The following is a 26,506-nucleotide window of genomic DNA, read 5'->3' on the forward strand; positions in this document are numbered from 1 at the left end:
GCCTTCTCTCTTGCGAGGGGGATTGCCGCTAGCTTATGCTCAACAAACTAAGCGAGCAGTTGCTAAGTTACTTTTCCCGCCAACTGCCGCGGCGTCAAGACTCAATGAGGAGGATCCCGTGAAGATGCGGAACAGGGCACTCGCGTTCGGTGCCATCGGTGTGGTCGGAATGCTCGCGCTGGCCGGCTGCGGCCGGGCAGAAGACGCCGGCGAGAACGGTGGCGCCGCTGAGGCGGCGACCGTCGACGATTCCCCGGCGACGGGTGACATCGAGGTCTGGGCGATGGGCGAGGAGGGCGAGAACCTCGGGGAGTTCGCCGACGCCTTCGTCGAGGCGAACCCCGATGCGACGGTGACGGTGACCTCGATCCCGTGGGCCGATGTGATGACGAAGTACCAGACGGCGGTCGCCGCCGGCACCGTGCCCGACGCGATCATGATCGGTTCATCCCTTCTGCCCGCGATGGTCGCGGCCACCGGGCTCGCCCCGGTTCCCGACGACCTCGTCGACGAGGACGCCTTCAACGAGACCGCCGCCGAATCGACCGAGGTCGAGGGCACGTCGTACGCGGTGCCGTGGTACGTCGAGACGCGCGTCATGTACTACCGCACCGACCTCGCCGAGAAGGCGGGCCTCGAGGCGCCGAAGACCTGGGACGACCTCACCGCGTTCGCCACCGCGATGAAGGACCAGGGCGCGGAGTACGGTCTGCAGCTGCCCATGGGCGACGCGGAGGACTCGACGCAGGTGATCCTGCCGTTCTACGCGCAGGCCGGGGGCGACGTGCTCAACGACGACGGCACCGCCTACGAGTGGGACGAGGCCGCGCTCGCGCAGGCCCTCGACTACTACGCCTCGTTCTTCACGGGCGATCTCGCCCCGATGTCGGGATACGGCGACGCGCAGACGGCCGCCTTCGCCAACGGCTCCAACCCGGCCTTCATCTCGGGACCGTGGATGGTGTCGGTGCTCGGCGATCAGGAGTCGCCGGAGTGGGTCGAGGAGAACGTCGGCACGGCTCCGGTTCCTGCCGGAACCGACAACAACGACTCGTACCTCGGCGGCGGCCACCTCGGCGTCTTCGCCGATGCCGAGAACGCCGACGGCGCATGGAAGCTCATCCGGTGGCTCTCCGAGCCCGAGACGCAGCAGTCCTGGTTCGAGACCGTCAACGCCCTGCCGGCCGTGACCTCGGCGCTCGACGCGGAGCCGTTCACCTCCGACCCGCGCCTGTCGGTGCTCAACGACCAGCTCGAGAACACGGTGGCCCCGCCGTCGGTGCCCAGCTGGAACGAGATGTCCGCGTTCATCGAGACGGAGGCCGAGAAGGTCGCCAACGGCAGCAGCGCCGAGGAATCGGCATCCGCCATCGTAGAGAAGGCCGAGTCGCTCGGCACGGGCTGGTAACCACCATGGCGCTCGCTTCGACGAGCGCGGCTGGGCGGCGAGGAGGATTCGCCGCCCAGCGGCGCCGTACCGCGGTGGTGGCGTGGGTCTTCGCCCTGCCGTTCCTCGTGATCTTCGCGGTGTTCATGCTCGGGCCGCTGCTCGCGTCGTTCGCGATGTCGTTCACCGACTTGGGGGTGCGCGATCTGCGCTCGCCGTTCTCGGTGAATGCGATCGGCCTCGACAACTTCGTCACGCTGTTCCAGGACGAGCTGTTCGTGAAGTCGATCGTCAACACGTTCTACTTCGTCGGTGTCGGCATCCCGCTGACGATGGCGCTGGGTCTTCTGCTCGCCGTCGCCCTGAATTCGGGGATCGAGCGCTTCAGGAGCGTGTTCCGGGTGGGTTTCTACACCCCCGTCGTGACGTCGATCGTCGCGGTCGCGGTCGTGTGGCGGTTCATCCTGCAGGACTCCGGGCTGATGAACACGGTGCTCGCCTGGGTGGGGATCGACGGACCCGATTGGCTCAACGATCCTTTCTGGGCGATGCCCTCGATCATCGCGATGGGGGCTTGGCGCAACATGGGCACCCTGATGATCATCTTCCTGGCGGGTCTGCAGGCGATTCCGCGTGACGTGTACGAGGCGGCCGAGGTCGACGGTGCGAGCGCGTGGCGTCGGTTCACGAGCATGACGTTGCCGCTGATGCGTCCGACGCTGCTGCTGGGCGCCGTGCTGCTGTCGGTCGGCTTCCTCCAGGTGTTCGAGGAGCCGTTCGTGATGACGCAGGGCGGTCCGCTGAACTCCACCCTGACGATCAGCTATTACGTCTACAACCAGTTCGGGTACGGCGACTATTCGCTGGCCTCCGCTGCCGCCTATGTGCTGTTCGCGTTCATCGCGGCGCTCTCGGCGGTGCAGTTCCGGCTGCTGCGATCGAAGGACAACTGAGATGGCCATTGCGACGGTGACCGAGCCTGACAAGGCTGCCACGACGACGGATGCTGCGCCTCGACGCCGGCATCGGCCGATGAGCTGGTCGCGCGGCGCGACGTACATCGCGCTGACGATCGGCCTCGTCATGACGCTGATGCCGTTCATCTGGATGCTGCTGGGCAGCTTCAAGACGCAGGGCGAGCTGTTGCAGCGGCCGATCACGTGGTGGCCGGAGCAGGCGACGCTCGACAACTACTCGAGGTGGCTGACGCAGCTCGACTACGGGCAGTTCTTCTTCAACTCCGTGGTCGTGGCGCTGGTGGTCGTGGTCGGCAACATCGTGTTCTGCTCGATGGTCGCTTACGCGCTCGCCAAGCTCGACTTCCCCGGCAAGAAGGTGCTGTTCGGGCTCGTCCTGCTGACACTGATGGTGCCGGGTGTGGTGACGCTCGTGCCGATGTTCGTCCTGGTGGCGAACATGGGTCTGGTCAACACGTATCCGGCGCTGATCCTGCCGTTCCTGGCCGGGCCGCTCGGGGTCTTCCTCATGCGGCAGTTCATCATGGGGGTGCCCGACGCGCTCATCGAGGCGGCGCGGATCGACGGTGCGGGGGAGTTCCGGATCTTCCTGCGGGTGGTGCTGCCGCAGTGCGGTCCGCCGATCGCGACGCTGGCGATCTTGACCTTCCTCGGGTCGTGGAACAACTTCCTCTGGCCGCTCGTGATCGCGCAGACCGAGCAGATGTACACCCTGCCCGTGGCGCTCTCGCTGTACTCGGTCGGGTCGAACGGCACGTTCTACGGTCTGCTGATGGCAGGATCGGTGCTGGTCGTGACGCCCATCCTGATCCTGTTCCTCTTCCTGCAGCGCTACTTCGTGCAGGGGATCGCGATGACCGGTCTGAAGTGAGGGGCCGGCTCTCGATCAGCCGACCAGCGCGGCGAAGTAGTCGTCGGCGACCGACCGGGTGTGATCGGGGGAGTGCGCCGGTGCCATGGTCTCGTAGACGGCGGCTCGCTCGAGCTGGGTCGAGACGAAGCGTTCGAGCACGCTCGGCGGGGTGCCGGCGCCGAGTTCGCGGGTGCGGGATTTCTCGGCGATGAGGTCGTCGACGGCGGTGCGCACATCACGGTCGACGTCGCCCTCTTCTATGAGGGTGGGCAGGTCCATGGGCGGGATCGCGGATGCCGGGTGGGTGTCGAGCCAGCGCAGCGCGGCCGCGGGCCGGAGGATGTAGAAGAACCGCTTCAGCGACGCAGGACCGAGGCGCTGCTGCGCGGCGACGTGGAGGTAGTGGCGTCCGATGGCGCTGCGTTCGGCGATCGCGTCGGCGAGGCTGAGGAGTCCGTTCCGGAAGTCCGCGTCACCCGTGTAGATGATCGGGGAGCGGAGCCATTCGATAGCGGTCGCGTTACCTTTCGCGAGAAGCCGGACGGTCTTGGCGAGGTCCCATCCGTTGACGTCGAAGATCTCGTCGAGGGGTGTCTCGATGACGTCGCGGTCGGGCCAGAGCGAGAGGTACGCCTCACGGGGTCGCACGTAGATGAATCGGCAGTCGTAGTCGCTGTCGGGCGAAGGGAAGCCCCACGCTCGGCTGCCGCTTTCGATCGCCCAGGGGATGCGTACGTCGTGGTCATGTGTCACTGCGGTGAGTCGCCGGTCGATCTCTGTGACGATGATCGGATCGAGCTCGGTGGGGATCGCGCGCATGGCTCGACGATACCGGTGGCCGGTTTCAGGGTGCGGCAGAGGCGAAGGCTACGGCTGGGGTGGGCGTTGCGGCAAGCGTGAAGGCGACGGCTGGGGTGGGGGCGTCTTCGCGGTAGGTCTTGCCGAGGGGTGAGGTCCATTCGAGGACGCCACCCGGGTGTTGTCGGACTCGCCAGGCGGTGAACTGTTTCATGGAGTGGTGTCGTTGGCAGAGGTGGGCCAGGTTCGATAGTTCGGTGGTGCCGCCGAGGGCGTGATCGTGGGTGTGGTCGATCTCGCAGCGGATGGCTGCGACGCGGCATCCGGGGAATCGGCAGTGCTGGTCGCGGGCTTGCAGGAACCGGCGCATGCCGGAGGGGACGCGGTAGGAGTCGGTGAGGGTGGTGACTCCGGTGGTCGGGTCGTGGAACAGGCGTTCCCAGATGTGGGTGGCGCCGGCGAGGGCGCGTGCTGATCTGGCGTCGATCGGCCCGCGACCGGTGAGGTCGCACGGCCCGTCGTCGTTGCCGGTGAGGCACGCGGCGGGAACGAGCACTTGCACGCGCGCCCGGATCGCGCCGAGCGGGCCGGCGCTCGTGTCGCGGGTGTCATCGAGCGCGGGGGTGCCGGCAAGAAGCAGGTCGGCGAACACGTCGGCACGCACCTGATCGGTGGTGCGCCGGTCGCTCGCGGCGACCTGTGCGGATTCCGTGTCTTCACCGGCACGTTCGGCGTGGCCGCGTTCGGTGCGGGTGTCGATGATGGCGCGGGCTTGCTGGGTGAGGCGGTCGTGGATGCCGGCGGCGATCACTGTGGGGAGCGCGGCGATGAGCTCGCTCATCCCGTCCCTCCCCGGAACGAGCCGCACGTTCCGCGCCGATGCGGCTTCGGCGTGGCGTTCGGTGAAGGAGCGGGGGTGCATCCGCTGCGCGAGGATCTCAAGCTCGCCGCGGACCCGGTTGGGGGTGTCGTGTTCGCATCGTTCGATCGCGGCCGCCTCGAACTCGGCACGAACCTCCAGCGGCACCGCCGATCCGGTATCGACGATCACGAGGACATGACCGCGGGTGATCCGCCCCATCTCCCACGCCGACAGCGCGGCCGGGTACCCCTCGACGATGGTGCAGGCCTCGTCGATGCGCCGCTGCACGGTCCGGTCGGTGGTGCGCAGGACACCGCCGACCTCCGCAGCGATCGACCGGAGCGCCATGTCATGCGCCCGAACGCGCGCATCGGTCCCGACAGTTTGCGCCTCCGCCAACCGTCCCGCCGCTGCCAGCACCCGCAACTGCGCGATCTGCGCCGCCGCGACCTGCCGTTCGGTGGCTTCCACACCCGCCACGATGCTCGCCAGCGACACCAGATAGGCGCCCTGCGACATCGCATCGGTGGCTTCGGTCATACCCTCATTCTGACGAGGGGGTACGACATTCCCCCGGCCCCGGAACGCGATAACAGGCCAGATCAGATGAGAAAAACCTCATCTCTGGAGTGAGCGATGATGCATGATCGCAGAGCCTCCAGGAGCGAGTCGGAGACCCCCAAAACCGCTGAGCGCAAACCCAGCCCCAGCGCTCCACCCAGAGCCCTACCGCTCCGCGCCGAGTCCCTCCGTCGCGAGCGCGAGCAGGCGCTGCAGGCTCTCATCCGAGTCGTTCCGACGGGCGCTGGCCCAGGCGATCGATCCGACGAGTGCGCCGAGGTCGTCGGCATCCACGTCGGGCCGGATCGTTCCGGCCTTCTTCGCCTGCTCGACCAGCGTCTCGGTCACGTCGGCGAAGCGTCGGCACTGCTCGTGGAGCGGCGACTCGGGCTGTGCGAGCGCGGTGGTCATGAGGTCGGGGAGCCCGTCGTAGGTTCGCATGTGGCGTGCCGTCGCGAGAAACCAGAGGTCGAGGGCGTGTCGGGGCTCCTCGGGGCCTGAGGCGAGCCCCGAAGCCCAGTCGACCAGTGTGTCGACGGGACGCTCGAGCACCGCGGTGACGAGGGCCTCGCGGGTGGGGAAGTGGCGGTAGAGCGTGCCCGGCCCGACGCCGGCGCGCGAGGCGATGTCGTCGAGCGATGCTCCGGTGCCGCGTTCGGCGAATGTCGACCGGGCGACGTCGATGATGGCGTCGTAGTTGCGCTGCGCATCGGCGCGGAGCGGGCGTCGCGGAGAAGTGCTCATCGATCTCCCTCTGCTCTCGCTATGAGTAATGACACCTCGACCCAAACGGAGACAATCTCCGTATAGGGTCAGAACGGAGGCGGCCTCCGGATAATCCCATGCTACCCGCCTCGCCCTTGCCGGATGCCCGTCCAGCGAAACCTCGACAGAAAGCCCACTCATGCCCGAGAACACCTCGTCCGTCGCCCTCATCACCGGCGGAAACCGCGGCATCGGCCGCGGCATCGCCCTCGCCCTCGCAGATGCCGGCGTCGGCGTCGTCATCACCTACCGCCGCCACGCCGACGAAGCGCTCGAGCTCGTCAGTCGAATCACGGATGCCGGTGGCGTGGCGCGCGCGCTGCAGCTCGATGTCTCCGACGCGGCCTCATTCCCGGCGTTCCGCGCCGATCTCACCGCCGCGCTGGGCGACGCCTGGGGCCGCGCCGATCTCGACTTCCTCGTGAACAACGCGGGAGTCTCGGGTGACCCGAGCCCACTCGGCGACACGACGGCTGAGAACCTCGACCACCTCTACGCCGTCCACGTGAAGGGTGTCTTCCTCCTCACGCAGGAGCTTGCACCGCTCCTGCGTGACGGCGGTCAGGTTCTCGCGGTGTCGTCGGGCCTCACCCGCTTCGTGTCGCCGCCGTTCTCGGCCTACGCAGCGATGAAGGCCGCCACCGAGGTGCTCGTCCGCTACTGGGCCGCCGAGCTCGGCGGCCGCGGGATCAGCGTGAACACGATCGCTCCCGGACCGGTCGCGACCGACTTCGGCGGTGGCATGGACAACCTGCCCTCCGAAGTGCTCGCCTCGTTCGACTCCCAGGCGGCGCTGGGTCGCATCGGCCAGCCCGCCGACATCGGTGAGTTCGTGGCATCCCTGCTCACGTCGAAGAGCTCGTGGGCCACGGCCCAGCGCATCGAGCTCTCGGGCGGCTTCAGCCTCTGACGCCGTGTCGCGGTGCGGCGTGCGTCGCACCGCGACTCCGTCGGTCGGAGCCCGCTCAGTGGGAGAGGACCGCCCGGAGGCGTGCGAGAGCCGCCTTCCACTCGTCGACGTCGTCTTCCCAGAGCTCCTCGAGTTCTGACTCGGATGCCACGCGGTCGAGCACGCGCATCGCGAGGGCGGGCAGGTCGACCGGCGGCTGACCCGCTCGCGAGACGAACTCGTCGACCGACTCGACGTACGGGTCTTGCTGGGTCGGCTTGCCCAGCCCGTGCGCGACGACCTCGGCGGCCGCGATCGCGATCGTCTCGATGTCCTGGTCGGGGCCGTCGATCGCGAGCAGATCGTCGAGCGCGACGCGGACGAGCGTCCAGTCCTCGGCGTCGTCGAGCTCGAATGCCCAATCCGCTGCACTGTCATTGCCGAACGGTTCTGCGCTCCAGGTCCCCATGTCGCGAAGCTATCGCAGATGCGTGGCCAGCGGGGATCGCACGGGCTGGTCGCTGTCGAATGCATCCCGACCAGACCGATCCGATCACGGCGCGTCAGCGAATAACACCCGTGACCCACACCCTCCGCGCCAGCCGACACCCGACGCGAGATCCGCGGACGGCGCTCACCTCAGATGAGGCGTCGCTCGGCCTGGCCCGGTCGGTCGTCGAGACGTCGCTCGGCGGCGTGGTCGTGAGAGCCGGCGCGCGTGCGGGTGACACCGCCACGATCTTCGTGCACGGCGCCGCCGGCTCGTGGACGACGTGGACCCCCCTCCTTCGCGCGGCGCGCGAGGCCGGCGAGCCGGTGCCGAACGTCGTAGCCGTCGACCTGCCCGGATGGGGTGAGAGCGACATCGTGACCGATGGCCTCGACGTCGCCCAGCTGAGTCTCGCCGTGCGGGAGGTCGCCGAGGCGCTGGGCTATCGGCGATGGATCGTGGTCGGCCATTCGCTCGGCGGCCTGCTCGCCCTCGACATCGCGGCGCGAACTCCCGATGCCACCGACGCCGTGCTGCTCATCTCCCCATCGGGCCCCGCCGTTATCGATGCGGTGCGCCGGCCCCTCAGAGGCGGGGCTGCGCTGCCGTGGTTCGCCGGGATGCTGCTCGCGATGCGGATGCTGTCGGGTCTCCGTGCCGTCGGCGAGGCCACCGTCCCCGCCCTGAAGAGGATCGGTCTCCTCCGGGCGCTCAGCGCGCCGCTGTTCGCGTCGCCGCGTTCGGTGCACGACACCGTCATCGACGCCGTCGCGGCGGAGATCAGACCTCGTGCGTTCGTGGATGCCGCCCGCGCGGCGGCACGGTACGACGAAACGATCTGGAGAGCGATCACCTGCCCGGTCGTCGCGTTGCGCGGTGAGCAGGACGTGTTCGTGCGGGACTCAGACGAAGATGTCCTCAGGGAGCTGGTCCAGGACATCACATACCGGCGGATCGGGTCAGCGGGCCACTTCGCTGCAGTCGAACGCCCCGAGCTGGTGTGGGAAGCCCTCCGGAGCCTCAGCCGCGCTCAGTGATTCGCGCTGGCGAGAACGGTTGTCACCGTTGCACGAACAGGTAGTCGCCGACTTGCTCGCCGGTCCCGGCTACGGCTGCCGTGCCGTCCGTGACGGTCACGGCCACATCGCCGATTGCAACCTCGCCGGGGAGCTCGTCCGGCCCGCAGGCGACGGTTGGGCGCGGGGTGAGGGCGTCGATGACGAGACAGGTCTTGTCGCGTTCTCCATCGACGGCCGCCTTCGCAGCGAAGTATCGCCACCCGACGGAGTCTTCCCCGAGGAACCTCACCGTGTCTTCGGCAATCCCGGGCAGCACTTCCTCGGTGGAGCTGGGGAGCACGTCCGCCCCACTCGCCGGAGCCGTGAATGCGTCGTCCTGGCCGGCGACACATCCGGTGCACGAGAGAATGCCGGTGACAAGCGCAATGCTGAGAACAAGTGCTCGCCGCGTCGTAGTCATGCAGAGAGCCTGACATCGCACGGCCGGATCGGCACGCGAAAAAGCGAAAGATCGCGAATCGGCCCGACGGTCACTCAGAGGTGGGCCCCGTGGGGCTCGAACTCGGCCGATGGGTGATCAGTCGGGTCGCGCTCGGTCAGGATCGCTGCTTTTCCGGGCCCTGATGTTCCAGTTCGATCACGGCGGACAGCCTCGATCCGAGCGTTTGTTGTCACCGTGTTGTCACAAGCTCTCCTTGACACCGGGGCTGGCGTGCCAGTCGCGAGCGTCGGGGGCGCCTGTGAAATCTAGCGGGATTGTCGGACCGCAAGAGCGCGCCGGCGGTATCGCAGCAGCTCCGATGCGGTTCGCTCGTCAACAGTCAGACAGCGGGTGATTACGCGTCGTGAATCGGCGTCTCGCGTAGGCGAGGCGTTGGTCGGGGACTCGGCCGGCGGCAGTCAGGCGGCTTTCGCGGACCAGGGGCTCTGATGTTCAGCGAATGGTTATTGATCCGTCAACTGGCGATCGATCAGGATGAGTGTCCACATTCTGTGTCCGTGACATATATCCGCGGCGCGGGGCGAACGCGCTAGAGCGTATCCGCGGTTCCGGGGGCGTTCGAATGACAACGCCGCAAATTGCCTCGGCGTCAGGAGTGCGCTGCACCTTCACGGGTCGACTTGCGGAGACGTGGAGTCCTCAGGAGGCTCTTCCTGACGACTCGGCCTTTCCAAGCGCCTTTGCTGCTTCGTCCACGAGCTTCGGCAGTTCGCTCGTGTTTATCTCACCTGCGTGCTTCGCGGCATCACGGTGCGCAAACCGGGAGAGGACGCTCTTCACGAACACCGCGTCTCCGACTTCGATCCTCGCAGCGAGGCGAACCGTGTCACCAGAGCTGGCGTAGAAGGGCGCTAGCGCCTTCAGGGAGAGCGCGACGTCCTCCGCTGTGTCAGCCTCGCGGAAGTGGCGGCCCGACTCGCGAAGCAGAAGGGCACCAAAGGCGCCAACCACCGCGGCGACGCTGGCTCGCAGGATTCCGTCACCAACAGTCAGGTCGAAGTTGTTGGCAATGGCCTCACTTACGATGAACCATCCAATAGATCCGGCGAACACAAAGGCGGCTGCTGCCCCAAACCGAATCCATTGCGCAGCCTTCCGTTCGCGCTTCGCTCGTCCATTCCAGTCTGCCGCGCTCAAACTTCCCGCGGCGTGCTCTGCAAGTGCCTCTCCCGCGCGCGCAGTCGCAGCGAGGGACGCCGCATGTGCGAGAATTTCCGCGTTCTGCTTCTCGTCGAACTCACTTCGCGCTTCCCGCCAGTCGTGGAGCATCTCACCCCAGTCCCTGCCGAGCTCGCTCCTGACGTCCGCCGTCAACTCTTTGATCGATGCACGTTCTGCATCTACGGCTGATGTGACGGCGACCGCCCTTTTCTCGAGCTCTTCGAGCGTGGCTTGTCGTGCGCGCAAAGATTCTTCTGTCGCCGCGACACGGCGCTCTAGCTCGTCAAGTCGAGAGGTCCGGGTTTCGATCTCGATATCTAAGAGTGCGACATACGAGTCTTTGAGGTCTTTTGGCGACGGAAGGGGCAATGCGCGTAGTGCCGAGACCAGCTGCTGCTGGTGGCCCGAGGAGAGAAATCTCGCGAACTCGTGGTGCGTTGTCTGAAGGGCGTTCAGCGCAGTGCTCAACTCGTCGAGAACTCCCAGATATAGCGCCGGCTGCCGCGTCGCCTTCGTCTTCTCGGCCTCGGTCAACCATTCGATAATATCTCGTCGGTGTTGCTCAAGCTGCAGCTCACTAAATCTCGCAGCGCTAAGTGACTCACGCTTCAGTCGAAGTGATTCCCACACCTTGTGGCGACGGTAGCGCTCGCTCGCAGTTGCCAATCCAGGACCCCCATGTATTCGCTTCCGGACGGGCGCGTCGGAAGACTTCAAGACGCCATAATGTAGCAACAGCGGCGGTTGTTTCGAGGCATTGCTGCTGTGGCGCACGTCACACCCGGCGTCGTGTCCGATCACTTCACTTTGCGACGTTGTGCCAAGGGAGCAGATGATCCACGCACGGCGGCGTCGACTACGTCATGACCGTCGTGCGCTGACGCTCTCCTCGGGTTGAAATCCAGCGCGGAGCCATCTGTCAGCGATGTGCTGCGGAGTGTTTGACGGGATGGCAACTACAGCGAGCATTCGCGCTCTGGTCACCGCAACGTAGCCGAGACGGAGTTCCTCAGTCATAGCCGCGCGGGGACGCCCGATGCCATTACTCCAACTGTCCGCATTAGAAGTATGGAACGCCCGCTCGGGTGGCTGAGCGACGAGCATGACGGCATCGATTGATCGACCCTTTACCGAATGGATCGTGAGCACTTCCACCCTCTGCTGTTCCTCAACGCGAAGCCGCGAGGCATCCACGCCGCTCCAGCGGTGTGGCGTAGGAATCGGCGCAAGGTTGGACGTTGTGAGCGGAGAGAGTTCTCGCGCGACGCGATCGAGGGAGTCGGTAGCGCTTCTTGCCCATGTCGCGAGGTCCCCGGAGAGCGTTGGCAGTTCGGCGACCAGTTGAACTGCGCGTGCTCTGATGAGGGATCTGTCTAGGCCCGTCGGCCGCCGGATGCTCGGGAAGGATCGCTGAATGATGATGTCCTCAAGATTCCTATAGTCGTCAAGCGTTAGCGCCCGGCCAGAAACCGCTGCGACAAGCGCCTTCAACCCACTTGGGACCGATGGTCGAGCGGATCCGTCGAGGGTCTCGGCAAACCCCGCTTTTCGCACCAATGCCGCTGACGTCTGGATAGTCAGTCCAGTGCGAGCCATGAGAGATTGAAAGCGATCAAGGAGTTCGTGTTGCGAGCCGGGGTCGTAACGCAGCACCAAAGGCGGAACTGTGAGATCTCGGTACGGACCGGCTGCGATGTCCGGATCGCCGCCACCTCGCATTTCGGCGGCCGCGTTGCAGATCAACTGTGAGGATCGGAAGTTCTCTCGTAGTTCGCGAGTCTCCATTCCGACGTCCGAAGCGAGGTTCTCGCATCCTGTGGGAACGGACCCGATGAACTCATATATCGCCTGGTCGTAGTCGCCCACTAGAACAAGGGACTTGAGGCCCGCGTTGACAATCGCCCTCACACAAGCGAGGAGATGCTCGTTTGTGTCCTGCGCTTCATCGATCAGGATTTCGTCGAAGCGGTCGGCGAGGGCGCGCGCAATGACGGGAAACTTTGTTAGTACCTGAAGCGAGATCGAGATCGCGTCGTTGAAATTGACAACCCCGCTCCGTGCAAGATCGCGTCTGAACGCTGCCATTTCTGTCAGCTCATCGGGGCGCGAAATCGATCCCCGTGTTCGCGTCATCACACCATCAATCCCGTACTGGAACTCGTTGGGGTTGAGCCCTACCGGCGCTTGCCGGGTAACCGCATCCTCATCGATCGACATCGCGTCGACCGATCCTGTGATCAAGTGACCGTACGGGCGAAGAATGTACTGAGTGAGAAATGAGTGGAGGGTGCCAATGAAATGTCGGTCGGACAAGGGGACGCCATACTCTTGAACGATGGTCCCGCCTATTTCGGATGCACCGACGCGGGTATATGACAACAGTGCGAGCGACTTGCCCGCATCCGCCAGCATTGCCGCTCGGGCAGCGACTGAGCGAGTCTTGCCGGCGCCCGGGCATGCTCGCAGGAAGATATTTGAGCCGCCCATCACCGCCGCCGTCTGTGCGGCACTCAGCGAGTAGTCAAACTTCGACATCTTGCTGACCGCCCTCCGTCGATTCGTCGATGTCGGAATCGGCGGGCGGAACTGCGGCTGAGATGGCTGCGGCGGCCCCGGCCGGGACAGTCAGATCAGACCGCCCGCCAGCGATCAAGTCCGCTAACTCCTGCGCGAAGCGACCTTTCACGTCCCTAACTGCGGCCAGGAAGTCATCTGCGAAAACTGTGGGCGTGGATCCAGACGAAGCCTCGAGACGGGCTGCCACTCGAGGCTTCACGCCGCGCAATGCGTCAAGCAGGAGCTGCGGGTTCGCTGCATTCACTTTCGCGAGTTCCCATTCGAACGTTCGCTCCGACGTGTGCACGCTAACGTTCGCAGAGGCGCGCGCGATCAACGCGTCCGCTGTCGCAGAGACGACTTCTTCCCCGTCGTCGTCGATGGACAGATCGGAGTCGGTTAGCACTACGCATGTCTGAGGCAGCCCGCCCGGCTCAAACAAGGCGATAAACGGGTCGAACGCGAGGCCATCCACGGATATAACCGAGATCCCCGCCGCTTTGAGGTCGATCCCGTTCAGGTAGGCGAGATGTGGGATCAGTAGGAGCTCGGCTATCCCTTCGACCAGCATCACGCTTTCGGCGAAGAGCAACGTCGATTTCGTTGCGTCGAGAAAACGGCGCAGGTGCGCCAAGCCTTTCGATCCGAGTGGGGCGTCGGCGAGCGAATGAGCAGAGGGGGCGTCACTGCCGCGACCGCGCCGGAGGACGGTAATGCGGCGGACCTCGGCGGCGGAGGCAAACTGTGGTGAATGGGTTGTCGCGATGACGTGCGTGCTCGCGTCCGTGAGCGACTCGAGATATCTCATGAGCAAGGACTGCAATTGCGGGTGAAGGTGTGCTTCCGGTTCCTCAACCAATAGGAGATTGAGTGGCACAGCGTCGTCGGACTCAATAAGGGAGAGCAACACGGCAACGAACAGTAGATTGTTGTATCCGAGGCCATTGTCGATCAGCCGCCCGAGATCACTGCCCGACCCGGCGAGAGCCTGGAGGCTCGACACAATCCGCTCGAATCGCGACTCCGAGAACTTCACGGATGATGCGTGCGCGTATGGACCGCTACCCGTGATTCGCCCCAGGCGCTCTGCGATCGCCCCCGCTGCGGCAACCACACTGCCCACGGTCTCCAGTTCCGTGTTGGTTCGCTTCATGATGTCAACCAGTGCGTCCCGGTCTGCGTGACCAACGGGGGCAAGTGATGAAACGAGGTGCGCAAGACGATTGCCTGGTCCCGGTGTGAGCTCGCCAGCGGCATCACGAAGGGCGGGGAGATAGATAAAGCGGATGGAATCGCGCGCGATCTGCTCAACCTCGTTCTGGCCGAGGTCACCGCCATACCACCGTGTGTACGGTCGGCCCTCTTGGCTCAGCCTTGAGTGCAAGCGGAGCCGAACGCGAGCAGGGCCCAGCGATGGAGCGAGTATGGAGATCAACGACCCGAGGTGTTCGTTCGGTACTTCCGCAAAGACGGCGGTGATCTCTATATCGAGGTGAGGCTGACCATCCATCGGACGAGTGAAGTCGTGGGGTTTGATCCATCGATTGCCGGCGCCGTCCGAGAAGGGCTGCAGAAGCGTTCGGAGGGCGTCGATTGTCCGAGACTTGCCCGCGTTATTCGCTCCCACAAGCAGTGAAAGCTGTGAGCTGAAGTCGATGACGGTGTCGAGGCCGCGAAACCCCGAGATCTCAAGCCGTTCCAGTCGCACAAGTCCCCCATGTATCAAGCTGTCGAACGTGCCAACACTATCGACGTGATTGTCGGCGGCGTGTTCTCTCCGGCGCAAGGCGGGCGTTCTCGTGTCCTCGCGAGCCGCTTGATGAGATTTCTCGTACTAGTCGTCTTGGCGTGCGTGGAGCAAGAAGGCGGCTGCAACTGGGATCGCTGTCGCGACGTCAATACGGTGTCTGCACGTGGTGCACCGATGACCGCGTTTGCGCTGTCGAACAAGAGCGGCGCATCATCCGATGGACTCGCACCTGCTTGTACCGCTTACCTCGCGAGAAGCGCTTCGAAGGTGGCCTCGCGAACACGCTAGGAGTCTGATGCGGCTAGGAGTCCCATGCTTAGGTTTTGATATGAGTCTCGAGGAATCGCTGCACCTGATCAAGCTCCGTCTGCAGGACCAGCAGGAAAGAGTTCGCGGCAATACGGAGCTCCAACTCCGCGCAGAGTATGACGCTCTGTGGGCCTGTGTGGAAGTCCTCGCACAGGCGGTAGACGGGCGCGAGGAGATCGAGGTTCCAAACTACTTTGGCGACCCGAGCCGACGTGTGAAGGGTGGAATCTTTCGACGTCGGCGCGGGTCGCAGTGATGAGCTCGACAGCTCATCGAGCGCTTGCGGGCGTTGGCTTGGCGCCGAGTCGGGCAGTATCGATAGCGTGGGATCGTGACAATCGAACTTGGCTCAGTGCTCGGCGCTGTAGCAGTTGCCCTCATCGCTGTCGTCGGCTGGGTGGGGCCGCGGTGGACCAAGGAAGGGCGTCTATTGGCGCGCATACGGGTGCTCGGTCAAGCGCATGCTGCTCTCCCGGTCTCAAATGAGCGGACGAAGCTAGGCATCACGCTAACAGCGCTCGCTAAAGACCTAAACATCTGGGACGCAACCGATCAGCGGCTCGTGCGTCGGTGGCGATTCTGGACCCCCATCGCGGCACTGGGCGTCTCATTCGCGCTCGTGCTTATCGCGTGGCCAGTGCTGAAAATCGATCCGAGCTCCGCGTGGCTTGGGTCGCTCACAACGGGACTCGTCGCCGGCATCGCTTCAGTCGTGGTCACAGAGCTTTCGGAATTCTTCATCGCGGAGCAGACGGTGGGTGCGCAGCGCGCGGAGCGTGAGCAGGCTCTCCTCGCAGGTCGCCTGCCCCAGGCCCCTTGAGCGCGTGCACCGCTCTTATAGCCGTCCTGCGATGGGGGTGCGCTACGCGCGGTCCGCGAGTCAGAGCGGGCCGGCAGAGAGCTAACCCAGCCGCCCGAGAGCGCGTTGTGACATGCCCCACGAGGATTGAAGTGGAGTCCACCCTCGCGCGCGTCACGCGCATGAGCGTAGCCGGTGTCTGCCAGTCTCCGAGAGAAGAAAGAAGGGATCTGCATGTTTGGTGCGGTGCTGGGAGTGATTGCTGACGCTCAAGGAGGCAGCGGAAGCGCGGGAGCGGCAGGAGGCTCAGCCGGCTCCGCGAGCGACTTCGACCCCACCGCTTGGATCGCGCTCACCCTCTCGATCGTTGGCATCCTGGTCACGGTCTTCCTTCGCTATCTCGATGGGCCCCGCGCAAAGGTCAGCGTTCGTCCGGTCCTGTTCAACGTCGGGCTGTTCAACGGTCACATCACCTATCACGGTGGCCAGTGGCCGATCCCCACGATGAGCCAGGGGGCGGCGTTGAAACAGCCAGATCCCGGTGAAGTGATCGAACTCGCAGAGATCGTCATCGAGAACGCCGGCCGCAACCCTATGACGGTCTACGAGATTGGTTTCCGATGGCTCGGCAGGAGGAAGAAGGACAGATGGTGGCGCCGCCGGGTTCGCCACACGAGCGTCCCGACTCCAATCCGTCCTCCCAATCAAGAGAGCGAGCGGGTCTACGCCGAAGGCGACCAGTTCCGCATCGAGCCGAGCGACGTCGTCACCCTCTTGGTGAACTACTGGGATCTGGTCCGCTCACATCGCCCCAGTCCAAAGGGCGTTATCGAGCTGCGAGCAGCAGCACGTGTCGCTGGGCGGAGTCGACTCAAGTTGTCGTCGCGGAAGAGGCGCTGGCGCATTCCTGACAGCGGAGTGACCTCGATAGGCATGAGGGAGAAGGTACCTCTGCGCGCCGTGATCTCGAAGTCGATCGCGCTGTCCCTGCTATACACGAAGGCGAAGACGCTCGGCGACGTCTACTACCTGTCCCGATCTCTCGAGTCAGCGCTCGAGGGCTTCTGGTCGGATGACTGGAAGGAGAACCATGAACGTCTTCGCGGTTTTCAGAAAAACTCATCCGTCCACTTCATGCTTTATGACGACGACACGCTGAACTCGGCTTCGTTGATGTTCAACGTTCACAGAGCGATTGATGAATATAAGGACGTCATTGACTGGTCGGATATCGCTCAGTCGGGTCTGCACAAGATGTTTTCAGGGCAGGCGAGTACGGCTGCAGAAGTATCCAACGCCGCAGCGGTGGAGTCGGGTGAGCTGACGGGCAGTTCCGACGGGTTTGGAGAGGCTCTATCGAGAACTGATGAGGAGAGCGGGCTGAGTTCAGGTACATCCGAATGTCGGACCTGAGCCGTTCGCGCTCCGGCGCGCTAATTGCGGGGCTTGTCGAGTCATCAGTTCGTTCATTCGAGGTACGGACTTGAGCCGTGTCTCGCATGCCGAACACCATTACTGCCCCGATCACCGCTCGGGCCTCATCTCGAGCACGATTCGCCAGAGCGCAGAAATAGCTCGAGTCGGTATGCACGCAGGCACCTTCCAGTGGGGTTTGCGGGTGCGTTGTGAGCAGAGGTCGAGAGTGACAACCTGGTTACGGATCGACTCTCGATCCGGAGATCTCAAGCCTTCGACGCAACGCACTATTCAGTCCCCGTGGCGGATCCACGTCGAGTCGAAATGGAGCGACCGGCAGATCGGGTCCATCCGCCACCCGGAAATCCAAAACTGAGTTGCGAAGCTCTCCAAGACCCACAGCGCCACGACCGTTCGGCGATGCCACGAAGTGCTTGCCAGCCTGCTCGAAGTTGCACTTCTCGACCGTCGGCTCGCTCGCAACGTCGCACGGGAAATCAAGCTTCCCAGGAAAGTCGGGAAGGAGCGCGCGTACCTCAGCCATACGCACGTCGCTCAGCTCGCTGCAATCGCGAAGCATCCCGACCTCTTGGTATTTCTCGCCTACCGGGACTCCGAAGGGGACAAGCGACTGCGCTCCGCATCAAGCACGTCGACACGTCACGGCGCCGCGTGCGCGTCGAGGAGAACGCCGTCGAGGTCGGCAGCCAGGTCATCGTCGGGACGCCGAAGACGCACGAGAGCGCCAGGTGCGATACCCGGCGTTCCTCGCGCCGACGATCGAGCACCTCGTCGCCACGCGTCCGCGCGACGCGTGGCTATTCGGCGACGGTGATTACTTCATCCGTAGGGCCAAGGCGACGACGGGATAGTTCAACAGCGCGGTCATGCAGATCGTTCGTGAGACGCAGGAGCGAATCAAAGTTACGACGGGTGTGGGGGAGCGGCCGCCCGATCCATTCCCGCGGGTGACACCATATGACCTCCGCCATACAGCCGCATCGCTCGCGATCAGCGCGGGAGCGAACGTTAAGGCCGTGCAGCGGATGCTCGGACACGCGTCCGCGGCGATGACGCTCGATACCTATGCGGATCTGTTCGACGATGACCTCGACAACGTTGCCGACGCGCTCGACCGTGCTACGGAGAATGCGGGGATTGGCGACGTACTCAATCGCGGCTGATCAGGCCTCGGTGAAACGGGGCACGTTCGCGAGGATGTCGGCTGCCTGCGCCTCACTCAGCTCCCAGCGGGACCACTTCTCGTGATCGGGGTAGGTCGCGCGCAGATAGTTCCGGACGACCAGCCCTGGCCGATCTTCGTTGCGGTAACCGAGTAGCCGAGCGAGTTCTTTCGGGGTGTAGGGCTCCATGCCATGGATGCTAGCGACGACATGGGCGACCTGATGTACTGCGAATCGATGGTTGGCACCAGCATCCGACGTGTCTGAGCTGTTGTCATTTTGTTGTCACGCTGTAGCCGCCAGGCGGTCAAGCATCCGAACTTCCCCGGAAAATCAGGAAAATCGACGCTACTCCAGAGGTGGGCCCCGTGGGGCTCGAACCCACGACCCGCGGATTAAAAGTCCGATGCTCTACCGACTGAGCTAGAGGCCCTCAGCAGACAAGCCTAATAGTTCGCACGGGCGGCATCCGCACGTCAGGGCTTCTTCCAGAGGCCGGCGATGCTCCACGCGACGATGCCGACGAGCATGCCGATGCCGGCGCCGAGGGCGATGTTGTCGAAGACCAGCATGCCGATCGCGGCGCCGAGGGGAAGGCCGAGCGCGATCCCCATCGCGATGCCGGTACCCGACCCTGAGGTGTCTTTCTCGTCGCTGTCCATGCGGGCGACGATACGCACGCCTCGTGCCCACGGCATCCGTCGCGTGGGGGAGTTCCGGGCGCACAAATAGGCGAGGCCGCGTGACTTCCCCCAGAAGTCGCGCGGCCTCGCCGGTCTAGATGACCGTCATCACATCGGGGGCATCAGCACCGTGTCGATGAGGTAAACGGTTGCGTTCGCGGTCTGGACGCCACCGCAGATGACCTTGGCGTCGTTGACCATGAGCTCGTCGCCCGAGCCGGTGACCTCGAGGTCGCCGCCCTGAACGGTGGTGTGCATACCAGCGATCTCGTCCGGCGCGATCTGGCCGGGGACAACGTGGTACGTGAGGATCGACGACAGGGTGTCGGCGTCGGTCTTGAGGCCCTCGATGGTCTCGGCGGGGATCTTCTCGAACGCCGTGTCGACGGGAGCGAAGACGGTGAACTCGTCACCGTTCAGCGTGTCGACGAGGTCGACGTCGGGGTTCAGCTGGCCGCTGACCGCAGCGGTGAGCGTCTTCAGCAGCGGGTTGTTGGATGCCGCGACTGCCACCGGGTCCGCTGCCATGCCGGCAACCGAGCCCGCGCCGTCCGGAACGGCCTCGGCGTAGTCGGCGCAGCCGGCGCCGACGAGGTTGGCCGCCGGGTCCATGGCGTCTTCGGTGGCCTCGGGGGCCATGGTCTCCATGGGAGTGCTGGGGGCGGTCGACTCTTCAGCCGTGCCGCCGGTCGTACCCGTCGAGCAGGCCGAGAGCGCGAAGGCTCCGGCGAGAGTCAGGGTGAGTGCTGCCGTCATCTTCTTCTTCGTGCTGAGCATGATTGCCTCCGGTTTGTCTGTCCGCCTTTCGGGGCGGTGATGCAAGGGATTCGGAACCCCACGTCAAACGGATGGGAGAAAACGAGAAATAGTTTGCAATCAATCCGAAGACGCCTGTTTTGTGGGCTCATCGCGGTGCAATTCCGGCTCCGCCGCACTCCCTCTATAGGGATGCCGCGGGGGGCTATCTATGGGGATGCTCCCGGGGTGCGCCACTCTGCCTCAAGGCCCCTCCCTTCGAGTGGCTCCGTCGTCCGTGGCGGAGAAGGCCGGCGACGGGCCCGCTGCCCGCACTCATACGAGATGTTCAGGGGTACGGCCGACCCGCGTGATCGTCGCTCTCGAGGCGCCTCCGAGGCGGCGAGTCACCTCGGTCACGTTCGGTTGAGAACGGCCTGATAGGGCATGCTTGTCGAGATGGTCATCGACGGTTTAGAAGTTCCCGAAGAGGGGGCGGCGGCAGACACTGCTGCTGAGCTGTTGGTGCGCGTCGCCGACGGTGACCAGTCCGCTTTCGCGCAGCTCTACGACATGCTCTCCGCACGGGTCTTCGGCTTGATCCGACGGGTGCTGGTCGACGCCTCGCAGAGCGAAGAAGTCCTCCAGGAGGTCTTTCTCGAAGTCTGGCAATCCGCATCCTCCTTCGCTCCGAATAAGGGCCAAGGGAGATCCTGGATCCTGACGATCGCGCATCGTCGGGCTGTGGACCGGGTGCGAGCGTCACAAGCGAGCGCAGACCGGGATGTGCGTATCGGATCGCGAGACGCACACACTCCCCAGGAAGGGGTAGCGGAGCAGGTCGAGATGAGGATCGAAGGCCGCCGAGTCGTGCGAGCCCTCGGAACTCTGCCCGACCCGCAGCGCGAAGCTCTGACTCTCGCCTACTTCGGGGGATACAGCCAAAGTGAGATAGCGGCGCTGGTGGGAGCGCCGCTCGGAACCGTCAAGACGCGAATGCGTGACGGTCTGACCCGTCTACGTCAGGAAATGGGGGTGACACTGTGAACGAGAAAGAATTTGCCGAACTCTCGGCCGGACACGCACTCGATGCGCTGTCTCCCGAGGATGAACGCGCCTACACCGAGGCGCTGGCCGCCCACCCCGAATGGGATGAGCTGGTCGTCGCCGACGCGCAGGTCGCCGGTTTCCTCGGCGAAGGTGCGGCCGAAGAGACCCCGCCGCCGGCACTGCGTGCTCACCTGCTCGAGCAGATCGCTTCTCTCCCGCAGGGAACGGATGCCGCTCCGGCCGGGACATCGAACCAGGTCTCCGCTTCGGAGGCCCCCGCGTCCGAGCCGCCGGCTCCCGGCGACTCGGACACGGTTCCCGACCACCCGCCGACCGACATGGTGCAGACCATTCAGCGTCGCTCGTGGACCCGCGGACTTTTCGCCCTCGTGGCATCCGTCGTTCTGCTCGTCGGCATCGGCTGGGGAGTCGGAACAGTTGTCGAGGAACTGCGGACACCGGTCTCGGTGCAGGCCCTCGACGAGATCGAAGCGGCTCCCGACGCCCAGTCGGCGAGCGGTCAGTTCGCCGATGGCGGCGAAGCCGTCGTGCACTGGTCGGCGTCTGTCGGCAAGGCCGTTCTCACCACCGACGACGCCCCGCAGATCGACGCGGACCGGACCTTCGAACTCTGGTACGTCCGCGACGAGACGCCGATTTCCGCCGGGACCTTCGAGCCCGGCGACGAGGTGACCGCTCTTCTCGACGGCGACATGCAGGCCGGCGACCTCATCGCGGTCACGGTCGAGGCGGCAGGCGGCTCACCCGACGGCGTGCCCACCACCGCCCCCATCGTCGCGATCCCGACCGACGCCGGCGACCTCTGATCAGGTCCCGGCAGGCCGGGCGCGGGTAGCCTGGAACGATGTCCGACGCGTCCCGCGACTTCCACAAACCGGTCCGCCGCTCACCCGATTCGTTCGACCGCAACTTCGCCGCCGACGACCCCGCCGAATCGAGTCGAGTCGCTCATGCGACGGCGTCGGCACTCCTGTCACGCGTGCGCGAGGCTCCCGCCGACGACGTGATCGAGCGACTGGTGAGCTTCACCGACTCGCACGGCATCGCGACGATCGCCGAGCTCTGGTCTCACTCGCCCGCGCGTTCGCTCCCCGGCGCACTCTGGCGGCTCTATCTGCTGCAGCTGATGATCCACGACGATGCCGAGACGTCCGCCCTGCTCTACGAGCGCGGACGGCTACGACTGGCGTCCGTTGACGTCGTCGTGGCGGGAGCGCCCGCCCCCGCAGGACCGGACGAGCTCGTCGCCCTGATCGATCAGATCCTCCGCGGCGTCTTCGCGGGCGATTTCGCGCTCGCCCTCGAACGTGCTGCCGCCTTCTCGCGCGTCGTCGCGGCGGGCGCCACCGACCTCGCCGACGACTACGACCAATCGGAGCCCGGCCGTGCCTCGCAGTTCACGACGCGAGCGCTGCGGCTCGACACCTACGCGGGTGACCTCGTGTCGGCCGCCGGCCTCTGGCGACGGGAAGGTCTGACCTGAGCCATCTGCCGCTGACGCACTCGGGGAGGGGCCTGGAGGCACCGGCATCCGGGCAGAGAAGTGCCGGGCCGCAGAACGCCTCTCGGCGCGTGGCCGCTCGAAGCGGCTGAAGATGGAGCCCGGGGTTACTGCGGCCCGGCACGTCAAGTTTAACGGATGCAGCGCCGAGGTATTCCGCGGAGATGGCCCCTGAAACGGGTTCGGGCGTGTCGCGGCCGGTGCCGAGCCCGGTCACGGGGGCGCCGAGCGTAGGCTCATCCCCATGGCCTGGCGCTTCGCTCTCATGATCGACCCGGCGGGGTCGGACGACACTCGCACCGACTTCTCCGACACGTTCTCGGAGGTCGACCCCTCGGCGCCCGCGCTCACCGTGGGCGAGCTCAGCACCCAGCGGGGCGACGGTATCTTCGAGTCGATCGGGGTCGTGAACGGGCACGCGCAGGAGGTCGAAGCGCATCTGCAGCGGCTCGCACACTCCGCGGAGATCTGCGAACTGCCCGCGCCGAACCTCGCCCAGTGGCGCGAGGCCGTCGCGCAGGCGCAGGCCGCCAGCGGCGACGGTGAAGCCGTCATCAAGCTGATCCTGAGCCGCGGCGTGGAGCATGGTCCCACGCCGACCGCCTGGGTCACGGTGGCGACAGCGGCCGACTTCACCCGGCCGCGCACCGCGGGCATCCGGGTGGCCGTCCTCGACCGCGGCTACAGCATCGACCTGCCAGCGCGCGCGCCGTGGCTCCTGCTCGGCGCGAAGACCCTCTCGTACGCCGTGAACATGGCGGCCATCCGCGAGGCGAAGCGGCGAGGCGCCGACGACGCCGTCTTCGTCAGCTCCGACGGTTTCGTGCTCGAGGCGCCGACCGCGTCGCTCATCATCCGGCGGGGAGACACCTTCGTCACGCCGGCCCCGAACGGCGGCATCCTCCATGGCACGACGCAGCTGAGCCTGTTCGAGCACCTGGAATCGCGCGGGTTCGCGACCGCATACGAGACCGTCCCGGTCGAGGCGCTGCACGACGCGGATGCCGCGTGGCTCGTCTCCAGCGTGCGGCTCGCCGCCCCGGTCACCGCCGTCGATGACCGCGACCTCGCCGTCGACGCAGAGCTCACGGCATCCTTCAACGCCTACCTGCTGAGTCCGCGGGACTGAGCTCGTCGGTAGCCCGGCGGGCTGATCACGTAAGACCATGCCCGTCGAGCTGGTCCCGGATACGGCGATGCGCCGGTGGAGTGGACTCCACACCGGCGCATCGCGTCCACCCGGCGTCGCGGCCCGACCCGGACGCGAGGTGGGTCTGCCGCCGCGGCCCGACCGCGGCGGCACTCCGGTCTCAGCCGGAGAGGGGGCTCAGCCGAAGCGGCCCGAGACGTAGTCCTCGGTGGCCTGCACGGAGGGCTTGGTGAAGATCGTGCCGGTCTCGTCGTACTCGATGAGCTTGCCGGGCTTGCCGGTGCCCGCGATGTTGAAGAAGGCCGTCTTGTCGCTGACGCGCGACGCCTGCTGCATGTTGTGGGTCACGATCACGATCGTGTACTCCTTCTTCAGCTCCTGGATGAGCTCCTCGATCGCGAAGGTCGAGATCGGGTCGAGGGCCGAGCACGGCTCGTCCATCAGCAGCACGTCGGGCGAGACGGCGATCGCACGCGCGATGCACAGACGCTGCTGCTGACCGCCGGAGAGACCCGAACCGGGCTTTTCGAGACGGTCCTTGACCTCGTTCCAGAGGTTCGCGCCGCGAAGCGACTTCTCGACGAGGCCGTCGGAGTCGGACTTCGACATGCGCGCGTTGTTGAGCTTGACGCCCGCCAGCACGTTCTCGCGGATCGACATCGTCGGGAACGGGTTCGGACGCTGGAACACCATGCCGATCTGGCGGCGCACCAACACGGGGTCGACGCCCTGGCCGTAGAGGTCCTCACCGTCGAGCAGGACCTCGCCTTCGACGCGTGCGCCAGGGATGACCTCGTGCATGCGGTTCAGGGTGCGGAGGAAGGTGGATTTGCCACAGCCCGACGGGCCGATGAAGGCCGTCACGCTGCGGGGTTCGATGTCGAGGGAGACGCCCTCCACGGCGAGGAACTCGCTGTAGTAGACGTTGAGGTCGTTGACTTCGATGCTCTTGGACACGTCGGGTGCTTTCTGTCGGATGCCGCTCAGCGGCCGAACTTGGGCGCGAACCGCTTCGCGACGAAGCGCGCGATGAGGTTCAGGGCCATGACGATGATGATGAGGGTGAGCGCGCCGGCCCAGGCACGGTCGAGGTAGGCCGCGACGTCGGTGCCGGGGTTCTGGAACTGGTCGAAGACGAAGACCGGGAGGGTCATCATCGGGCCGTTGAAAGCGTCCAGGTTGAGCGACTGCGTGAAGCCGGCCGTCAGCAGCAGGGGAGCGGTCTCGCCGATGACGCGCGAGATCGACAGCATGATGCCCGTGGTGATGCCCGCGATCGAGGTGGGGAGGACGACCTTGACGATCGTGAGCCACTTCGGCACGCCGAGCGCATACGCCGCCTCGCGGAGCTCGTTCGGCACGAGGCGCAGCATCTCCTCGCTGGAGCGGACGACGACGGGAATCATGAGCACCGAGAGCGCCAGCGAACCCATGAAGCCCGTGTTGACGCCCGGGCCGAGTACGAGCGCCGCGACGGCGACGATGAACAGACCGGCGACGATCGACGGGATGCCCGTCATCACGTCGACGAAGAAGGTGATGAGCTTCGCGAGCCGACCGCGGCCGTACTCGACGAGGTAGATCGACGTCATGAGGCCGATCGGCACCGAGATGACCGCTGCCCAGCCGGTCACGATGAGCGTTCCCCAGATCGCGTGCACCGCGCCGCCGCCTTCGCCGACGATGCTGCGCATCGAGAAGGAGAAGAACGTGCCGTCGAAGCGGGCGATGCCGTTGGCGACGACTGTGAACAGCAGGGAGATGAGCGGCAGCAGTGCGATCGTGAAGGCGATCGAAACGAGGACCGTTGCGAGACGGTCGGTCGCCCGGCGGCGGGTCTCGACGACGCTCGAGAGAGCGACGAGGACGATCGCGAAGACGACGACGCCCACGACCACCGCGCCGGCGATGTTGAAGTCGGCGACCTCTCCGCCCGAGTTGATGATGGCGAAGACCGCGCCCGAGAGGACGAGGCTCGCCAGCAGCAGGGCCCACGGCATCCACTTCGGCAGCTGACCGGCGGTGAGCGAGTTGCCCACCGGCGCAGCCGTGCGCGTGCGAGTGAGGGTGGTCATCAGTTGGCTCCCGAGAACTCGGCGCGGCGGTTGACGACCCAGCGCGCGATCGCGTTGACCGCGAAGGTGACGATGAACAGGATCAGGCCGGTGGCGATCAGGACGTTCACGCCGTCGCCGTAGGCCTCACCGAAGTTGAGGGCGATGTTCGCGGGGATGGGGGTCGGGTTGTTCGAGGTGAGCACCTGGAACGTCACCGCACCCGTGGCCGAGAGCACCATCGTGACGGCCATGGTCTCGCCGAGCGCACGGCCGAGGCCGAGCATCGCACCAGAGACCATGCCGCCGCGGGCGAACGGGAAGACAGCCATGCGCACCATCTCCCATCGCGTGGCGCCCAGGGCGAGGGCAGCCTCCTCGTGGAGGGTGGGGGTCTGCAGGAAGACCTCGCGCATGATGGCCGTCATGATCGGCAGGATCATGACGGCGAGTACGAGCGATGCGGTGAGGATCGTGCGGCCGGTCTGCGAGACCGCACCGGCGAAGAGGGGGATGCCGCCGAGGTTGTCGTTGAGCCAGACGTAGAAGGGCTTCAGCATCTGCGAGAACACCAGCGCGCCCCAGAGGCCGTAGACGACGGAGGGGATCGCCGCGAGCAGGTCGATGATGTACCCGAGCAGGGCGGCGATGCGGCGGGGCGCGTAGTGCGAGATGAACAGCGCGATGCCGATGGCCAGGGGCGTGGCGACCGCGAGGGCGATCAGCGACGCCCACAGGGTGCCGAAGACGAACGGCCAGACGTACTCCCAGAAGGGGTTGCCGTTGAGGAACTGGGTCTCGTCGGGATCGCCGGTCAGTGCCGGGATGCTCTCGACGATGAGGAAGACGGTGACGGCGGCGAGGACGATCAGGATGATGATGCCGGCGCCGAGCGCACTGCTGGAGAAGACGAGGTCTCCGCGGCGGCGGACGGTTCGCCTCGGGGGTGCCTGGTCTTCGACCGTGGCAGGGGTGGGGGGCATCGCAGTCCTCGGGTTGGAAGCGGGCGGGACGTGACTGCTGCTGGTGTCTCC

Annotated in this window: 26 protein-coding genes and 1 tRNA gene; 12 read left to right on the forward strand and 15 right to left on the reverse strand. The window is 65.5% G+C overall.

Going from position 1 to position 26,506, the window contains the following annotated elements; translation table 11 throughout:
- Window positions 1-124: 124 nt before the first annotated feature.
- The 3 genes from ACJJV7_RS03200 to ACJJV7_RS03210 are packed head-to-tail and all read left to right on the forward strand — an operon-like array spanning window position 125 to window position 3,235.
- A complete protein-coding gene (locus tag ACJJV7_RS03200; protein WP_405372623.1) occupies window positions 125-1,408 on the forward strand; it encodes an extracellular solute-binding protein in 1,284 nt (427 codons plus the stop codon).
- A 5-nt stretch (window positions 1,409-1,413) separates the two neighbouring features.
- Complete coding sequence (locus ACJJV7_RS03205) at window positions 1,414-2,340, forward strand: carbohydrate ABC transporter permease (protein ID WP_405372429.1); 927 nt, start codon at window positions 1,414-1,416, stop codon at window positions 2,338-2,340.
- A 1-nt stretch (window position 2,341) separates the two neighbouring features.
- Entirely contained in the window at window positions 2,342-3,235 is an 894-nt protein-coding gene (locus ACJJV7_RS03210; RefSeq protein ID WP_405372431.1) for a carbohydrate ABC transporter permease, read from the forward strand.
- Between the two features lie 15 nt (window positions 3,236-3,250).
- Here the strand turns inward: ACJJV7_RS03210 and ACJJV7_RS03215 are convergent, their stop codons facing one another.
- The 3 genes from ACJJV7_RS03215 to ACJJV7_RS03225 form a co-directional block, all read right to left on the reverse strand.
- Window positions 3,251-4,036 carry a DNA polymerase beta superfamily protein gene (locus ACJJV7_RS03215; protein WP_405372432.1) on the reverse strand — a complete coding sequence of 262 codons (786 nt, stop codon included), beginning with the start codon at window positions 4,034-4,036 and terminating at the stop codon, window positions 3,251-3,253.
- 25 nt (window positions 4,037-4,061) lie between these two features.
- Window positions 4,062-5,417, reverse strand: coding sequence for a DUF222 domain-containing protein (locus ACJJV7_RS03220; RefSeq protein WP_405372433.1), 1,356 nt, complete (start codon window positions 5,415-5,417; stop codon window positions 4,062-4,064).
- A 186-nt stretch (window positions 5,418-5,603) separates the two neighbouring features.
- Complete coding sequence (locus ACJJV7_RS03225) at window positions 5,604-6,182, reverse strand: TetR/AcrR family transcriptional regulator (protein WP_405372435.1); 579 nt, start codon at window positions 6,180-6,182, stop codon at window positions 5,604-5,606.
- Between the two features lie 160 nt (window positions 6,183-6,342).
- On the opposite strand from ACJJV7_RS03225, the gene ACJJV7_RS03230 reads away from it, so the two are divergent.
- Entirely contained in the window at window positions 6,343-7,113 is a 771-nt protein-coding gene (locus ACJJV7_RS03230) for an SDR family NAD(P)-dependent oxidoreductase (RefSeq protein ID WP_405372437.1), read from the forward strand.
- Between the two features lie 55 nt (window positions 7,114-7,168).
- Here the strand turns inward: ACJJV7_RS03230 and ACJJV7_RS03235 are convergent, their stop codons facing one another.
- Window positions 7,169-7,561: a DUF4259 domain-containing protein gene (locus ACJJV7_RS03235; protein WP_405372439.1), complete on the reverse strand. Its 393-nt coding sequence runs from the start codon at window positions 7,559-7,561 to the stop codon at window positions 7,169-7,171.
- Between the two features lie 110 nt (window positions 7,562-7,671).
- Between ACJJV7_RS03235 and ACJJV7_RS03240 the strand changes: the two genes are divergently transcribed.
- Window positions 7,672-8,619, forward strand: a complete 948-nt coding sequence (locus tag ACJJV7_RS03240; RefSeq protein ID WP_405372441.1) for an alpha/beta fold hydrolase — start codon at window positions 7,672-7,674, stop codon at window positions 8,617-8,619.
- Between the two features lie 22 nt (window positions 8,620-8,641).
- On the opposite strand, the gene ACJJV7_RS03245 is transcribed toward ACJJV7_RS03240, so the two are convergent.
- The 4 genes from ACJJV7_RS03245 to ACJJV7_RS03260 all read right to left on the reverse strand — a co-directional run bounded on the left by ACJJV7_RS03245 (window position 8,642) and on the right by ACJJV7_RS03260 (window position 14,528).
- Window positions 8,642-9,061, reverse strand: coding sequence for a hypothetical protein (locus tag ACJJV7_RS03245; RefSeq protein ID WP_405372443.1), 420 nt, complete (start codon window positions 9,059-9,061; stop codon window positions 8,642-8,644).
- A 681-nt stretch (window positions 9,062-9,742) separates the two neighbouring features.
- A complete protein-coding gene (locus ACJJV7_RS03250; protein ID WP_405372445.1) occupies window positions 9,743-10,798 on the reverse strand; it encodes a hypothetical protein in 1,056 nt (351 codons plus the stop codon).
- A gap of 327 nt (window positions 10,799-11,125) precedes the next feature.
- Complete coding sequence (locus ACJJV7_RS03255; protein ID WP_405372446.1) at window positions 11,126-12,799, reverse strand: UvrD-helicase domain-containing protein; 1,674 nt, start codon at window positions 12,797-12,799, stop codon at window positions 11,126-11,128.
- A complete protein-coding gene (locus ACJJV7_RS03260; protein WP_405372448.1) occupies window positions 12,786-14,528 on the reverse strand; it encodes an ATP-dependent nuclease in 1,743 nt (580 codons plus the stop codon). Before ACJJV7_RS03260 ends, ACJJV7_RS03255 begins: the two co-directional genes overlap by 14 nt.
- A 682-nt stretch (window positions 14,529-15,210) precedes the next feature.
- Between ACJJV7_RS03260 and ACJJV7_RS03265 the strand changes: the two genes are divergently transcribed.
- The 3 genes from ACJJV7_RS03265 to ACJJV7_RS03275 all read left to right on the forward strand — a co-directional run bounded on the left by ACJJV7_RS03265 (window position 15,211) and on the right by ACJJV7_RS03275 (window position 18,278).
- On the forward strand, window positions 15,211-15,699 hold the full coding sequence (locus tag ACJJV7_RS03265; protein ID WP_405372450.1) for a hypothetical protein: 489 nt from the start codon (window positions 15,211-15,213) through the stop codon (window positions 15,697-15,699).
- 174 nt (window positions 15,700-15,873) lie between these two features.
- Entirely contained in the window at window positions 15,874-17,091 is a 1,218-nt protein-coding gene (locus ACJJV7_RS03270; RefSeq protein ID WP_405372452.1) for a hypothetical protein, read from the forward strand.
- A gap of 890 nt (window positions 17,092-17,981) precedes the next feature.
- On the forward strand, window positions 17,982-18,278 hold the full coding sequence (locus ACJJV7_RS03275; protein WP_405372454.1) for a tyrosine-type recombinase/integrase: 297 nt from the start codon (window positions 17,982-17,984) through the stop codon (window positions 18,276-18,278).
- Here ACJJV7_RS03275 and ACJJV7_RS03280 read toward each other — a convergent pair whose 3' ends face one another.
- From ACJJV7_RS03280 to ACJJV7_RS03295, 4 genes are all read right to left on the reverse strand, one after another.
- Entirely contained in the window at window positions 18,279-18,467 is a 189-nt protein-coding gene (locus ACJJV7_RS03280) for a hypothetical protein (protein WP_405372456.1), read from the reverse strand.
- 171 nt (window positions 18,468-18,638) lie between these two features.
- Window positions 18,639-18,711: transfer RNA gene (locus ACJJV7_RS03285), tRNA-Lys, on the reverse strand.
- Between the two features lie 43 nt (window positions 18,712-18,754).
- Window positions 18,755-18,940, reverse strand: a complete 186-nt coding sequence (locus ACJJV7_RS03290; protein WP_405372458.1) for a hypothetical protein — start codon at window positions 18,938-18,940, stop codon at window positions 18,755-18,757.
- 129 nt (window positions 18,941-19,069) lie between these two features.
- Complete coding sequence (locus ACJJV7_RS03295; RefSeq protein ID WP_405372460.1) at window positions 19,070-19,738, reverse strand: fasciclin domain-containing protein; 669 nt, start codon at window positions 19,736-19,738, stop codon at window positions 19,070-19,072.
- A 405-nt stretch (window positions 19,739-20,143) separates the two neighbouring features.
- Between ACJJV7_RS03295 and sigK the strand changes: the two genes are divergently transcribed.
- From sigK to ACJJV7_RS03315, 4 genes are all read left to right on the forward strand, one after another.
- Window positions 20,144-20,743: an ECF RNA polymerase sigma factor SigK gene (gene sigK, locus ACJJV7_RS03300; protein WP_405372462.1), complete on the forward strand. Its 600-nt coding sequence runs from the start codon at window positions 20,144-20,146 to the stop codon at window positions 20,741-20,743.
- Window positions 20,740-21,573 carry an anti-sigma factor domain-containing protein gene (locus tag ACJJV7_RS03305; RefSeq protein WP_405372463.1) on the forward strand — a complete coding sequence of 278 codons (834 nt, stop codon included), beginning with the start codon at window positions 20,740-20,742 and terminating at the stop codon, window positions 21,571-21,573. The genes sigK and ACJJV7_RS03305 overlap by 4 nt, the downstream gene beginning before the upstream one ends.
- Before the next feature lie 38 nt (window positions 21,574-21,611).
- Window positions 21,612-22,250, forward strand: coding sequence for a DNA-directed RNA polymerase subunit beta (locus ACJJV7_RS03310; RefSeq protein ID WP_405372465.1), 639 nt, complete (start codon window positions 21,612-21,614; stop codon window positions 22,248-22,250).
- 262 nt (window positions 22,251-22,512) lie between these two features.
- Window positions 22,513-23,397 carry an aminodeoxychorismate lyase gene (locus ACJJV7_RS03315; protein WP_405372467.1) on the forward strand — a complete coding sequence of 295 codons (885 nt, stop codon included), beginning with the start codon at window positions 22,513-22,515 and terminating at the stop codon, window positions 23,395-23,397.
- Between the two features lie 198 nt (window positions 23,398-23,595).
- Here the strand turns inward: ACJJV7_RS03315 and pstB are convergent, their stop codons facing one another.
- The 3 genes from pstB to pstC are packed head-to-tail and all read right to left on the reverse strand — an operon-like array spanning window position 23,596 to window position 26,455.
- Complete coding sequence (pstB, locus tag ACJJV7_RS03320) at window positions 23,596-24,375, reverse strand: phosphate ABC transporter ATP-binding protein PstB (RefSeq protein WP_405372469.1); 780 nt, start codon at window positions 24,373-24,375, stop codon at window positions 23,596-23,598.
- A 26-nt stretch (window positions 24,376-24,401) separates the two neighbouring features.
- A complete protein-coding gene (gene pstA, locus ACJJV7_RS03325) occupies window positions 24,402-25,493 on the reverse strand; it encodes a phosphate ABC transporter permease PstA (RefSeq protein WP_405372471.1) in 1,092 nt (363 codons plus the stop codon).
- Window positions 25,493-26,455 carry a phosphate ABC transporter permease subunit PstC gene (gene pstC / locus ACJJV7_RS03330; protein WP_405372473.1) on the reverse strand — a complete coding sequence of 321 codons (963 nt, stop codon included), beginning with the start codon at window positions 26,453-26,455 and terminating at the stop codon, window positions 25,493-25,495. Before pstC ends, pstA begins: the two co-directional genes overlap by 1 nt.
- Window positions 26,456-26,506 lie beyond the last annotated feature (51 nt).

The sequence above is a fragment of the Microbacterium sp. Ld4 genome, from assembly GCF_045066555.1.
Lineage (GTDB): Bacteria > Actinomycetota > Actinomycetes > Actinomycetales > Microbacteriaceae > Microbacterium.